Here is a 13,015-nt window from a genome sequence, read left to right on the forward strand (position 1 = left end):
CCGCAGCTGGCGCATCTTATCGACTAATGTCTAGCTAAGTGCCGCTGGGGCGATTCAGATGCTTTGTTCGCCATCGCCATAAGCTTTTTCGGAAACTTTTTTTCGCTTCATGAGTTTCCCGAACAGCAAACCTATTTCGTAAAGTAAATACATAGGTATCGCCAGTAGACTTTGGGAGATGATATCCGGCGGTGTCAGCAGCATGCCGACGACGAAGCAGCCGAGGAAGATGTAGGGGCGCTTCTTGGACAGGCTCTCTACGCTGGTGGCGCCGGAGAAGATCAGCAGGAAGGTGGCGATGGGGATCTCGAAGGCCACGCCGAAGGCGAAGAACAGCTTGAGCACGAAGTTGAGATAGGCGTTGATGTCGGTCATTACCGCTACGTTCTCCGGCCCGGTCTGGGTGAAGAACTGGAACAGCAGCGGGAACACCACGTAGTAGGCAAATGCCGCGCCGGCATAGAACAGCGCCACGCTGGAGGCGAGGATCGGAATCGCCAGGCTCTTCTCGTTGTCGTAGAGGCCCGGCGCGATGAACGCCCAGGCCTGGTGCAGTACGAAGGGCACGGCGATGAACACTGCCACCACCAGGGTCAGCTTGAAGGGCGCCAGGAACGGCGAGGCGACCTCGGTGGCGATCATCTGCGAGCCTTCCGGCAGCATGTCCATCAGCGGCTGCGCAACGAAGGTATAGATATCGTTGGCGAAGGCGTAGAGGCCGAGGAAGATCACCAGGATCACCACCACCGAGCGCATCAGCCGCGAGCGCAGCTCGATGAGGTGCTCGATCAAGGGGGCCTGGGACGCTTCATTGTGCTGGTTGCGCTGCTTGTCTCGAGAGGCGTCGTCGCTCATCGTGAGGGCGAATCCTTGTCACTGGGGGGCGATGATGGGGTGGCCTGCTCGGAGCCCACCGAGTCGCGCCGCGCCTTGCTCGCCAGCGCCTTGTCCAACCGCTCGCTGGCGGCAGGCGCCTCATCCTGGTCGGCTGCGGCGGGGCTGTGCTGGGCGTCACCCTTGGGCGGCGTGCCGCTATCGGGCTCGGCGTAGCGCTCCACGTCGCGCTTGACCCTGCCCAGGCTCTCGTCGAGCTTCTTCTGCTGTTCATCGAGTTTCTGGCGCAGCTCTTCCGCCTCGAGCTGGGCGTTGATCTCGCGCTGCATGCCCGACACGGTGCGCTTGATCTTGCCGATCCACAGGCCAGCGGTGTGTGCCGCCTTGGGCAAGCGTTCGGGGCCCAGTACCAGCAGGCTGGCGGTGCCGAGGATCAGCAGTTCGAGAAAGCCGATATCAGGCATAGTCGGTTACTTGCGCTCGCCTTGTGCCTTGGCTCTGTACCCGGCCTTGATGTCGTAGGCTGGGCTTGAGGGTTCATGGTCAAGCTGACCCTGAGGCTGGGGGCTATCACTTTCTTTTTCATCTTCGGCGTGCATGGCCTTCTTGAAGCCCTTGACGGCACCGCCCAGGTCGCCGCCGACGTTGCGCAGCTTCTTGGTACCGAACACCAGGATGATAATGCCGAGTACGATTAACAGCTGCCAGATACTGATGCCGCCTAACATGATGATTCTCCGCCGGAGTATAATGGTGGCCTTGGCCAATGACACGACATTGGCTGGACTGGGTCATACGTTGACAAGAGTGCATGGCGCCTTCTATAGGCCGTGACTTGTCAATTGCGTTGGGTCATCCATCTTGCCTGTCGTGCGAGATGATAATCTTGCCCAGGGAAACCCACGAGCTGAAGCCCGAAGGGCATGCCGGCGGCGGTCATTCGTGGGACAGAGAAGGCTGGCGCTCCCAAGAGGGTGCTGTACACCAGGAGGCGACGAGAGCCGGTAAATTCGAAGCCATGGGGCGCCGGCCCCGATGCCGCGGGCAGGATAAAGGCATCATAATCGCCGGCGAGTGCCTGCAGCCGTCCCTGTAGTTGGTGCTGGTCGATGAGTAGCTGACGGTACTGGGCGCGCGTCATACGGGAGGCGCTCTCCATCAGGCCGTGTATGCGCTCGCCAACCTTGCTGGGATGCGTTTCCACATAGTCTTGGAAGGGCCAGCGCATTTCATAGGCCAGCAGCTCCAGTGAGCGCTCTGGGGCATCATGCAGAGTGTCTACTAGCGCCTGCAGCAGCGGGTCATCCTCCGGCTCGACGAGGGTGATGCCGTCGAGGCGCAAGGTGTCGAGTTGCTGCTCGAAGGCGCTCAGGCTGGTGGCATCCAGATCCTCGAAACCATTGGTGCGCAGCACGGCCAGGTTGGCAGGCTTTCCTGGCGCTACTGGACCTTGCAAGGGCCCCGACAGCCCTGGGTGACACTGTTCCGGGGCGTACTCTGATACCCACCTGGCCAGCCACCAAGCATCGTCCACGCTGTCGGCTATCACACCTAGATGGTCGTGCGACTTCGACAAAGGATGTACCCCATTCAGCGACAGGGAGTTCAGTGTCGGCTTGAAGCCCACCACGCCACAGAACGATGCCGGCCGAATGATCGAGCCCTGTGTTTGGGTACCGAAACCTGCCGGAAACATCCCTGCGGCGACCCCTGCCGCTGTCCCCGATGATGACCCACCTGGCGTGTGTTCGGGGTTGTGAGGATTTGTCGTTGGGCCTGAGCGGCCAATAGCGAACTCGGTGGTCACGGTCTTGCCGATGGCAAAGGCGCCACCCTCTTTGATGGCGCGGACGCACGCGGCATCGGTCAAGGGGCGGTGCCCGCTGAAGATGCTGCTGTTCATTTCTGTCGGCATATCGCGCGTGTCGATGATGTCCTTGATACCGACTGGCATCCCATCGATGGGAGAAAGGGGCCGTCCTTCGGCGTAACGCTGGGAAGATGCATCGGCCCGCTCGCGAGCCTGCTCGAAGTCGTGATAGGTGAAAGCTTTTACCAACCCTTCGCGGTTCTCGATGGCCTCGATGCAGAGCTCCAAGTAATCTCTCGGCGAGCGGGATCCGTCGCGAAAATCTTTTGCAAGGTCGCTAAATGTAGGTTGTGTAGCAAGCAGAGGTGACGCCATGAGCACTCCTTTTCCTGTTGTTGGATGTACTGCCCCGAGCTTAGCCTGCATGTCATCTGTTGACAATATTCATTTTTGATCTAGCCTTTGGTAGGGTGAATAGCACATGATCTATGGTCTCATGACTCTCCTGTGGGCCACTCGGACAGGCTATCCCATGCGGATAGACATATTTTGCAGTATGCCTATCCTATTGAATTATCAATAATTTCAACTATAGGGGCTAATAATGTCTGATAAGTTAAACACTAGCCGCCGCCGTTTCCTACAGGGCTCGGTTGCGACAGTTGCTGGCGTAGCATTCGGCGGCAGCCTGCTTACCAAGCCCGTATTTGCTAACGAATTCCCCAGTGGTCGCATTGAAGTGCTGGTTCCCTTTTCACCAGGTGGTGGTACCGACCGCTCGGTACGACTTGTGACGCCCGCGTGGCAAACCGCCCTTGGCATGAGTGACCCCTTCCGCCTCAATCACTCTCCCGGTGCAGGGACTCTTATCGCACAGAATGCATTGAAGGACGCCTCACACGATGGCCACACCGTATTGTTCACGCCTGCACCGCACGTAGCCTGGCTAAGCGTATTGCAGTCAGATGAATTTTCTCTAGGGCAGGTCGCCTGGCTTGGGTCTTACTTTCAGGATCCCAACGTCCTACTGGTGCCCTCGGACTCGCCTTATCAGACTGCGCAAGAGCTCATCAATGATGCACGTGAAACTGGGAGAACCCTGACTGCCTCAGTGTCAAGCCCCATGTCGGCTGCACACGCTGCAACTGTAGTGCTGCGGGAGAGGGCCGGTATTAATATTCGCATCGTTCCGTTCGATGGCGGGGGGGAGGCACGTAACGCCGTAGCGGGCGGCCACGTTGATATGTGTATGGCTCCTTATTGGTCGGCCATCAACGTTCTCGAACTGACTCGTGCCCTGTGCATCTTTGCCGATGAAGACCCCTCCACTGGCCTATGGGATGCACCCCCGGCTAAAGATGAGCTCGATTTCGAGATGCCTAATCTTTATGAGCCCTATGGCGCCATGGTATCGGCGCAGGTCAGGGATGATCATCCCGATACTTTCGAGCGGCTTTCTTCAACCTTCATGCAAGCTCTTGAGTCCGATGAGTTCCGCGAAGCCGCAGAAGATCAGGACATCCACTTCTTTGCTCAGGCCTGGGGCCCGGACAGGATGAACCAATTCATCGAAGAGTATATTGCTCTGCTCGATGAGTTTCGTCCGGCCATGGAGCAGGACCTGGAAGAGATGTAATAAGATTTTCCAACAGCGCATTATGGCAGCCGTGGCTGCCATAATGTGATACACGCTATGGAAAGAGAAGAGACAGCATGTCCACTCAAGCTATCTTGCGAGTGCTGTTGGTACCGGCATTAATTCTGCTGGCCACTGCGCTCTACTGGTACAGCATTCAGGATGCTGCAAGTGGTGCTAGGCGCGTTCCCGACGTGGTCATGATCTTCATAATGATCATGTCTATAGTGGTAGTCGTGCGCGATTTTATGACGGGAGTAGGAGGTAGTGGAAAGCAACCTGCGCCGGACGAAGGCGCGCTAATGGATAGCCTCCGTCGCTGGGAAAAAATACATCGGAAGAGATTTGTCTTCACCACAATCAGCTTGGCATACTTCCCTGTCTTTTTGTCACTTGGCTTTAACATTGCAAATTTCTTGTTTCTTGCCTTGGCCCTGCCTCTATCTGGTCTGGGTGGAGAGCGATCAATGGGGCTACGCATTGGCCTAAGTCTGAGCATTTCCCTGTTCGCTACGCTGGTCTTCCATGTGCTGGCTCAAGTAATGGACTTCAATGTCCCGATATCCCCATTCGGCTTCTAAAGGGTACCACCCATGTATGATATCGATGCCATCTTGATGGGTTTGTTTGCCCTATTTCAAGCTCACACTCTGGCTTTCCTTTTGCTGGGTTTCTTTCTCGGCTTCTTCGTTGGTGCTATCCCTGGATTCAACGACGCCAATATCATGGCGATTTTACTACCTTTCACACTTCTGATGGAGCCAGTGGTTGCAATCGTATGCATGGCAGCTATCTATGCTGGTGCCCAAGCCGCAGGCTCGATACCTGCTATTCTGATGAATATTCCCGGGACGCCTGGCAACGCTGCGACCACCCTGGAAGGTTACCCCATGTCTAAGGCCGGCCGCTCGGGTTATGCTCTTGGTATCTCTCTGGCCGGATCTTCTATTGGAGCCATGCTAGGTGCGATCCTAGCCCTCATCTTTGCTCCGGTTCTTGGTATGTTCGCCTTGCGCTTTGGTCCAGCCGAAATGTTCATGGTGGCAGTGTTGGGACTGACGGTCGTCAGTACGCTGTCTGCAGAAAACATGAGCAAGGGACTACTGGTGGTTGGTTTTGGAATTCTGATCTCGCTAATCGGTGCAGATTCCATGACGGCTTTTCCACGAGGTACTTATGGTATTTCATTTCTTTATGACGGGATGCCGTTGATCCCGGTTCTGCTAGGCCTGTTCGGCTTCTCAGAGTTACTACTTTTGCTTGGCAAGAAGAGTATCTCTAGTCATGATGGCAGCCAGGCACAGGGCTGGTCTGAGATCATCCTTGGTGCGAAGGACGCTATCAAGCAAAGGACCAACCTTGTTCGCTCTTCTGTATTAGGCTTCTTTGTTGGAGTAATTCCCGGTGCTGGCGCCACCATTGGTTCGTTTTTGGCCTATGGCCAGGCTCGGCAATGGTCTCGCACGCCTGAAAAGTTTGGGAAGGGACACAACGAAGGGCTTGTGGCTACCGATTCCGCCAACAATGCTACTGCTACCGGAGCGATGGTACCCATGTTAACATTAGGCTTGCCCGGCAGCGCCTCTACCTTAGTGATGTTGGCGGCGCTGGTGTTGCATGGCGTTCGGCCGGGGCCACAGTTCTTCAATAACTTTCAGGTCGAGGCCTACACTATTTTGCTATCATTGTTTGTTGCATCTCTTCTGATCGGAGTTCTGGGGGTGTTTCTAAGTCGGGTAGCGCAGCGCGTGGTCTTTGTTCCCACAGCGATTCTGGTACCAATTGTCACCGTGTTGGTTTTTACTGGCGCGTATGCTTGGCGCTTCCTGGCCTTTGACATCATGCTGATGATAATCTTCGGTTTGATCGGGGTTCTGATGCGTGCGCACCGCTATCCTGTCCCGGCACTGATGCTGGCAATTATTCTCGGTCCAATGCTGGAGTCGAATTTCTTGCGAGCCACACGAATCGGTGGCTTAGAGTCGCTAATCGCTAGCCCAATCTCAATGGTTTTGTTGGCGATGATTGTCATATCGTTGGTGGCGCCCGGCATCATGTCTCTATCGCGCAGTTTGCGTAAGAATGCAAGGAGGACTTGAACGTATAGCTTGGTATGCAACCTGCTGCTGCGTGTGTTGAGACAATGGGCGTGAACTGAGCGGTGCCGGGATTCCATGAGGCTCCAAATCTTGAGAGGGTGGAGCCATGGGTACATCGAAACGTTACTCCCCCAAAGTGGGTTAGCAGGCGGCTCGTATGGTCTTCCAGCATCAGGCCGGTTATCCCACGCAGTAGGCGGCTATCGGTGTCATTGCGCCAATATCGGGTGTACACGAGAAACCCCGCGTAGCTGGGTCCGCAAGGCTGAACGCGACGCCGGGAGCAGGGAGGGCATGATTACCACCAAGCGTGAGCGAATCAAAGTGCTGGAGCGTGAGGGCCGGGAGTTGAAGCAGGCCAGCGAGATCCTGAAGTGCCCCCTTCTGAGCTGCACAGGCTATAGTGCAGCCATCAGGAGGACAGGATGAATGACGATAACCCCGTCAAGCGCCTGCTCGACGAGGACGAGAACTCGTGAGGTCGTTGCAGGCGCAGCTGGCTGAGGAAGGCCATGTGGTATCGCTCGTCACATTTTGTCGATGGCTGGGGCTTCCCCGGCGGACCTTGTATTACCGCCCCAAGCCGCGGCGTCGTGTGATCAATGCCGACCTGGCAGCGCGCGTGAAGCTGGCCCTGGAGCGGTTTCCCACCCCGGCTATCGCCGTCTAGCTTGCGTGCTTGGTGAGAACCGTAAGCCGATTCAGCGCATCCTTCAACTGAAGGGTTGGAAGGTGCGCAAGCGATCTTAGGGCCTTTGACTGCGCGCCAGGAGCCTGCCGTCTGTGGCCTCACGGCCAGATGAGCGCTGGGCCACCGATCTAACGCATGTGTGGTGCGGCAAGGATCGGCGGGCCAGCCTGGCGGTAATCATCGACTGCTGCACGCGGGAGATCCTTGGCTGGCCACTATCGGAAAACGGCAGCAGCAAGGCCGCTGAAGCGGCGCTGGAAGAGGCTCAGGTGCATCGATTCGGCGCACTGGGCCGTATTCATCAGCCGTTGGCCCTGCGCTCCGATAATGGTCTTGTCTTCAGCAGCCGACACTATACCGGGACGGTGAAGGCCTACGGACTCACCCAGGAGTTCACGACGCCCTATACGCCGGAACAGAACGGGCTCGTTGAGCGCTTTTTCCGGTCCTTGAAGGAAGAGTGCATTTGGCAACATCGGTTCGAGTCGCTGGGCCAGGCCCGAGCGGTCATCAGCCGCTGGATTCGGTACTACAACGAAGAGCGGCCACATCAGCCGTTGGGCTATGTGGCTACCCCGGGCACACCCGGCATTAGCTGCGTAGGGTCTGCAGAAACCAGGTGGTCATTACATGCCGATAGATTCAGCCCTCTAAAGGTGATATTGGATGTCATTAGTATCAGGTTTCCTGTTTGTGGCCGTGGTTTTTATGACCTCGGCGTTATCAGGTGTTTTTGGCATGGCCGGTGGGCTGGTGCTGCTCTGGTTTCTGTTGATACTGTTCCCCGTTGCTACGGCGATTGCGGTACATGGTGTCATCCAGCTTACAGCTAATGCTTCTCGGGCCTGGCTTTCACGGCGTTTCATAGCATGGAGAATCGTGTCACTTATGACTTTCGGTGTGGTAATAGCCGCAATCTGCCTGCTATTGGTCAACTACACGCCGAATGCCGTGACTGTCTCGCTACTGATCGGGCTGATGCCGATCCTGGTATGGATGCCCAAGGCCTGGTTCCACTTTAATGCAGCGAAAGCTAGTCATGCTATGGGCTGTGGTTTCGTGGCAGGAGGGTTGACCATCGCCGCTGGCTTGTCGGGACCGCTGATCGATATCTTCTTTATCCGCACCAACATGGATCGGCGTCAGGTGGTGGCCACCAAGGCGATGATCCAGGTGATATCGCACGGTATAAAGATCGTGTTTTACCTAGGGGCCGCATTGAGCTTGAGCAAGGGGGACTGGACTATGATCCTCCTTGCTGCCCCCTTCGCAATGCTGGGTACTCAGGCCGGTAACCGCATTCTGCAGCGCCTCACAGATGCCAATTTCCGTACCTGGACGCGTTGGATCGTCACCGCCATCGGCGGTTTCTATTTTATTCAGGGCGTTGCCATGGCTTTGTGAAGCCCGGCTGGCCAAGCTACAGGCCGGCGTGGGAGCAAAAAAATCGGCCAAATAACTGTTAACAGTTGACAGAAGGCAGATGGGCGTCGATAGTCGTATTTGAGCGAATTCATGCCGGGGCGGGAGACTCCCTCCTTTCACAACGTTAACTGGTTCGATCTAAAGGAGCCCATATGTCAGAGAACACCAAAGCGTCCATCGAGAAGTTCACCCCGGATATCGAATCCAAGCACGGTGAGGGTTTGACTCGAGAAGTAGTGCAGTTCATTCGCGACATTGACTACGATTCGCTGCCTGCTGAGTTGATCGAAGTCGGTAAGAAGTCGATCCTTGACGGGATTGGCCTGGCGCTGTCTGGGTCGGTTGCTGAGTCGGGTCGTATCGTGCAGCAATATCTGAAGGGCCAGGGCGTATCCGGCGAGGCTACCGTGATCGGTACTGGCATGCGCGTGCCGGAGCGCTTCGCGGCCTTTGCTAACGGTGTGGGTATCCACGCCGACGATTACGATGACACCCAGCTCGCAGTAGGGCCAGATCGCGTTTATGGTTTGCTGACGCACCCGACTGCGCCCTGCCTGCCGGCAGCCCTTGCGATTGCCGAAACCCAGGACATGAGTGGCAAGGATCTGATGCTGGCCTATCATATTGGGGTTGAGGTCGAGACCAAGGTCGCTGAAGCGATTTCGCCACGCCACTATCAGCATGGTTTTCATGCCACTGCTACATGCGGCACCTTGGCCGCGGCTTCTGCTGCTGCACGCTTGCTGGACCTCGACGAGGAAACTACGCTTCGTGCATTGGCAATTGCCGCCAGCCAGTCGGCAGGCTTGCGCGAGAATTTTGGCACTATGACCAAGCCATTCCACGCTGGTCGATCGTCTGAGTCGGGTGTGGTGGCTACCGATTTTGCACGTGCAGGCTGGACTGCCACTGACAAGATCCTTGAGTCGCCGCGCGGCTTCTTCCAGGCACATGGTGGTGGTTACATGCTTGAAGCGATCTCGGGCAAGCTTGGCTCGCCATGGACCTTCCTTGAACCGGGCGTATCCATCAAGCCGAACCCCTCTGGCTCGCTGACCCACCCGGGTATGACTAAAATGATGGAGCTGATCCTTGAGCATGACATCAAGCCTGATCAGGTTGATTACGTCGATGTGGGCACCAATCACAACATGCCCAACGCGCTGATTCACCATCGCCCTAAGAACGAGCTGCAAGCTAAGTTTTCCATGGAGTTTTGCATGGCGATTTTGCTGCTTGAGCGCCGTGGCAGTCTGCCGGAATTTACCGATGAGGTTGTCAATCGTGACGACGTGCAGGAGATGATCGGTCGTGTTCATTTTGGTGTGCATCCAGAGGCTGAGGCCGCGGGCTACGACAAGATGACCACCATCATCGACATCCATCTCAAGGATGGCCGCACCATCTCTGGCCGCGCCGATTTTGGAAAGGGTAGCCCGGCCAATCCGATGAGCTACGACGAAGCTGCTGAAAAGTTCCGCGGATGTGCCGAGTTCGCCGGCTGGAGCGAAGAGAAGACTGAGGCGCTGATTGAGGCGGTGCGCAACCTAGAGTCACTCTCCTCGGTGCGCGAACTGACCAAACTGATGAGCGCTTGAGCTTCACCGAAGTGCTGAACTACGACTGTCCCGGTGCCGTGGTCCCGGGCAGTCGTTTTGCTGTGAACGAAACGAGAGGCGAATCATGAGCTGGACCTTGGACCTGCAGGGGCATACTGCCGTGGTAACCGGTGGGACACGCAACATCGGGTTAGCAATTGCCCAAGGCCTGCGGCATCACGGCGCCAGGGTATGCATTGTCGGCGGCGCTGACCGCGCGGCGCTGGACCGGGCGCTGGAAGTGCTTGGTGGCGAAAGCAATGCCGTTTCTGGGCTATTGGCTTCGGTCGACAATGAACGCGATGTGGAGGCTATCTTTGACCATGCAGAGGCACGACTCGGTACAGCTTCGATACTAATCAATGGAGCGGCTAGCCGACCGCACAACGTACTGGTAGACATCACCCGTGAGCAATGGCAGCAGGTAATCGACGTAATCTTGACAGGGGCTTTCCTGACCGCGCAGCAGTTTTTCCGTCGCTTGCCGGAGGGGCGCCAGGGGGCGATCGTCAATCTCGGTGGATTGAGCGCCCACGTGCCCAAGGTCGAGCGTCCCCATGTGATAGCCGCCAAGGCTGGCCTGATTGGACTGACACGAGCTCTGGCCGAGGAGGGCGTTGGGCGGATTCGTGCCAATTGCGTGGTGCCAGGCACCATCGAGACCGAGCGCAAGCCCGGTCAATCCAACCCTACCGCAGCCGAGACCGGCAAGAGGCGGCCTGTGGGCAGCAGTGAGGACGTGGCACGTCTAGTGTTGCCGTTTACCGACCCGCGAGACTACTACGTCACGGGCCAGACAGTGCACGTTAACGGCGGTCGGTTCATGCCGTGATTGCTACACGTGCGCTAATTGTTGCCGGGGTGCTAGTGTTAGCGCTGACTGCGGGCTACCAAGGTGCGGTAGTTGGGGTCCCTTTGCCATGGATCCTCGGCCCGATGCTGATCAGCGCACTGGCGGCACTGACCGGCCACGCCTTGCCTGAGCCCAAGGCGGTGCGCCAATGGGCTCAGGTGGTGCTGGGTGCGGCGATTGGCCAGAGCTTTACTATTGCAATTCTGGTCTCGCTGACCTGGCTGATACCGTGGATGGTGCTGTTTTCGCTCTGGTCATTGGTGATGTCGGCGCTGGGTTCATTGCTGCTGGCGCGCTGGGCTCGGCTGGATCGACATACCGCACTGCTCGCCAACCTGCCCGGTGGGGTGGCGGAAATGGCCTTCCTTGGCGGTAAGGCAGAGGGTGCCAGCACCGCCATTGCACTAGTGCAGGCGCTGCGGCTGAGCTCGCTGGTGTTGATCTTGCCGCTTGCGATGGCGCTATTTCTTGATGAGACCTCAAGCCCGCAAGCGGTGCCGTTGGCTGGAGGCGCGCTGGGCCTGGGTACATTGGTCGTGCTGGGCTTTGGGTTCTTGCTGGGGTGGAGCATCGATCGTTTGGGAGTCCGAAATGCTTTCATCGTCGGGGCTTTGGCCGTTTCTGTGGCGACCACCGTCTCTACTGGACTCGACGTAGGCATTCCCGACCCTCTTTTCATCGCCGGTCAGGTGGCGATTGGACTGGCGCTGGGCTCTCGTTTCGAACGTCGTGATGTGGCACGCATGCCGCGCTTGGTCGCCGCTGGACTAGCTGCATCCCTATTCACATCGGTGTTGACTATTGTCTCGGCGATATTGGTGGCGCTTCCGCTGGGGGTCGCGGTGCCCGTGATGGTTCTGGCAGGCGCACCAGGTGGAGTCGCCGAGATGGTCATCACCGCTGCGGCACTCGGGTTTGGGATCGCCCATGTGGTCGCTTTTCAGACCGTACGTATCTTCGTCGTCAACCTCTTCGCCGCGCCGGTCGCCGCCTTATGGCTGCGGCTGGCAGACGCGCTCTGGCCTGAAGCGGTCGTCGAGGGAGAGGCAGGCGATTCGAAACGCTAACTGTGACACCGTCATCATCACAAGAAGGACATGTCCATGAATGAATGTTTACGCCTCCCTCCCTCTGCCCGGCCCATAGCGGGTGACATGTTTCCCGGCTTCCATCAGGTACAGGTTACTACCTCAGGAACCGATATCAACTTAGTGTGCGGTGGTGAAGGGCCACCTTTGCTGCTGCTGCACGGTAACCCTCTCACCCATGTAAGCTGGCACAAGATCGCTCCGCAACTAGCCCGTCATTTTACGGTTGTTGCCCCTGATCTACGCGGCTATGGCGATAGCGGTAAGCCCGAGGGTGGCCCTGACCATGGCGCTTATTCATTTCGCGCAATGGCCCAGGACCAGATCGAGGTAATGGAGGCATTAGGATTTGAGCGCTTCAGGGTGGCTGGTCACGATAGGGGGGGGCGTGTAGGGCATCGCATGGCGCTCGACCACTCGGAAAAGGTCCAGCGACTAGCGGTGCTCGACATCGTGCCTACTCATCACTTGCTGACACACATCAGTAAAGGCTGGGCCACCGAGTCCTACCACTGGTTCTTCATGGCTCAGGCTGCGCCGTTTCCCGAGAAGCTGCTTGGGGCTGACCTTGAGTACTACATTCGCTACAAGCTGGCCAAGAAGGGTGTCGGTCTTGGGCCGTTCACGGAGGAGGCGATGTCTGAATACATCCGCTGCTGCACACCGGAGAATATCCATGCGGTGTGTGAGGATTACCGTGCGACACTCACTATCGACTTTGAACTCGATGCAGCGGACCGCGGCAAGCGTTTCGTCGAATGTCCCCTGCTGGCGTTGTGGGGGGAAAATAGCCATGTTGGTCGTCATTTCGCGCCAGTCGAGGCCTGGCGTGAATGGGCAAGCGACGTGACCGGCGTCCCGCTGGCCTCCGGTCATTATCCAGCGGAGCAATGTCCGGACGAGACAGCCGAGGCTTTATTAGGCTTTATGGCTTAGATCTGTGGCTTACTGGCAATCGCCTATGTTGAGGGCTTGCGGTAT

At 57.3% G+C, this 13,015-nt stretch carries 12 protein-coding genes and 1 pseudogene; 9 read left to right on the forward strand and 4 right to left on the reverse strand.

Going from position 1 to position 13,015, the window contains the following annotated elements; translation table 11 throughout:
- Positions 1-54 precede the first annotated feature (54 nt).
- The 4 genes from BWR19_00400 to BWR19_00415 form a co-directional block, all read right to left on the reverse strand.
- Positions 55-855 (reverse strand): twin arginine-targeting protein translocase TatC, encoded by an 801-nt coding sequence (locus BWR19_00400; protein APX91536.1) that lies wholly within the window; start codon positions 853-855, stop codon positions 55-57.
- The gene (locus BWR19_00405) at positions 852-1,298 is read right to left on the reverse strand and encodes a twin arginine-targeting protein translocase TatB (GenBank protein APX91537.1); all 447 of its coding nucleotides are present in this window, start codon (positions 1,296-1,298) and stop codon (positions 852-854) included. Before BWR19_00405 ends, BWR19_00400 begins: the two co-directional genes overlap by 4 nt.
- A 6-nt stretch (positions 1,299-1,304) precedes the next feature.
- On the reverse strand, positions 1,305-1,562 hold the full coding sequence (locus tag BWR19_00410; GenBank protein ID APX91538.1) for a Sec-independent protein translocase TatA: 258 nt from the start codon (positions 1,560-1,562) through the stop codon (positions 1,305-1,307).
- A 110-nt stretch (positions 1,563-1,672) separates the two neighbouring features.
- Positions 1,673-3,019, reverse strand: a complete 1,347-nt coding sequence (locus BWR19_00415; protein APX91539.1) for a hypothetical protein — start codon at positions 3,017-3,019, stop codon at positions 1,673-1,675.
- Between the two features lie 415 nt (positions 3,020-3,434).
- Between BWR19_00415 and BWR19_00420 the strand changes: the two genes are divergently transcribed.
- The 9 genes and pseudogenes from BWR19_00420 (at position 3,435) to BWR19_00460 (ending at position 12,970) form a co-directional block, all read left to right on the forward strand.
- Positions 3,435-4,280 carry a hypothetical protein gene (locus BWR19_00420; GenBank protein APX91540.1) on the forward strand — a complete coding sequence of 282 codons (846 nt, stop codon included), beginning with the start codon at positions 3,435-3,437 and terminating at the stop codon, positions 4,278-4,280.
- Positions 4,281-4,357: 77 nt separating this feature from the next.
- On the forward strand, positions 4,358-4,861 hold the full coding sequence (locus BWR19_00425; GenBank protein ID APX91541.1) for a hypothetical protein: 504 nt from the start codon (positions 4,358-4,360) through the stop codon (positions 4,859-4,861).
- A gap of 12 nt (positions 4,862-4,873) precedes the next feature.
- Positions 4,874-6,379, forward strand: coding sequence for a hypothetical protein (locus BWR19_00430; GenBank protein APX91542.1), 1,506 nt, complete (start codon positions 4,874-4,876; stop codon positions 6,377-6,379).
- 496 nt (positions 6,380-6,875) lie between these two features.
- A pseudogene (locus BWR19_00435) lies at positions 6,876-7,673 on the forward strand (transposase).
- A gap of 63 nt (positions 7,674-7,736) precedes the next feature.
- A complete protein-coding gene (locus BWR19_00440) occupies positions 7,737-8,474 on the forward strand; it encodes a hypothetical protein (GenBank protein APX91543.1) in 738 nt (245 codons plus the stop codon).
- 197 nt (positions 8,475-8,671) lie between these two features.
- Positions 8,672-10,093 (forward strand): MmgE/PrpD family protein, encoded by a 1,422-nt coding sequence (locus tag BWR19_00445; protein APX94837.1) that lies wholly within the window; start codon positions 8,672-8,674, stop codon positions 10,091-10,093.
- 85 nt (positions 10,094-10,178) lie between these two features.
- Positions 10,179-10,925, forward strand: coding sequence for a hypothetical protein (locus BWR19_00450; protein ID APX91544.1), 747 nt, complete (start codon positions 10,179-10,181; stop codon positions 10,923-10,925).
- Positions 10,922-12,013: a hypothetical protein gene (locus tag BWR19_00455; GenBank protein APX91545.1), complete on the forward strand. Its 1,092-nt coding sequence runs from the start codon at positions 10,922-10,924 to the stop codon at positions 12,011-12,013. Before BWR19_00450 ends, BWR19_00455 begins: the two co-directional genes overlap by 4 nt.
- A 30-nt stretch (positions 12,014-12,043) precedes the next feature.
- On the forward strand, positions 12,044-12,970 hold the full coding sequence (locus BWR19_00460) for an alpha/beta hydrolase (protein APX91546.1): 927 nt from the start codon (positions 12,044-12,046) through the stop codon (positions 12,968-12,970).
- Positions 12,971-13,015 lie beyond the last annotated feature (45 nt).

The sequence above is a fragment of the Halomonas sp. 1513 genome, assembly GCA_001971685.1.
GTDB lineage: Bacteria > Pseudomonadota > Gammaproteobacteria > Pseudomonadales > Halomonadaceae > Franzmannia.

Coding starts and splice junctions, on each gene's coding strand:
- BWR19_00400 (APX91536.1), bottom strand. CDS start 855: ATGAGCGACGACGCCTCTCGAGACAAGCAGCGCAACCAGCACAATGAA.
- BWR19_00405 (APX91537.1), bottom strand. CDS start 1,298: ATGCCTGATATCGGCTTTCTCGAACTGCTGATCCTCGGCACCGCCAGC.
- BWR19_00410 (APX91538.1), bottom strand. CDS start 1,562: ATGTTAGGCGGCATCAGTATCTGGCAGCTGTTAATCGTACTCGGCATT.
- BWR19_00415 (APX91539.1), bottom strand. CDS start 3,019: ATGGCGTCACCTCTGCTTGCTACACAACCTACATTTAGCGACCTTGCA.
- BWR19_00425 (APX91541.1), top strand. CDS start 4,358: ATGTCCACTCAAGCTATCTTGCGAGTGCTGTTGGTACCGGCATTAATT.
- BWR19_00430 (APX91542.1), top strand. CDS start 4,874: ATGTATGATATCGATGCCATCTTGATGGGTTTGTTTGCCCTATTTCAA.
- BWR19_00440 (APX91543.1), top strand. CDS start 7,737: ATGTCATTAGTATCAGGTTTCCTGTTTGTGGCCGTGGTTTTTATGACC.
- BWR19_00450 (APX91544.1), top strand. CDS start 10,179: ATGAGCTGGACCTTGGACCTGCAGGGGCATACTGCCGTGGTAACCGGT.
- BWR19_00460 (APX91546.1), top strand. CDS start 12,044: ATGTCCATGAATGAATGTTTACGCCTCCCTCCCTCTGCCCGGCCCATA.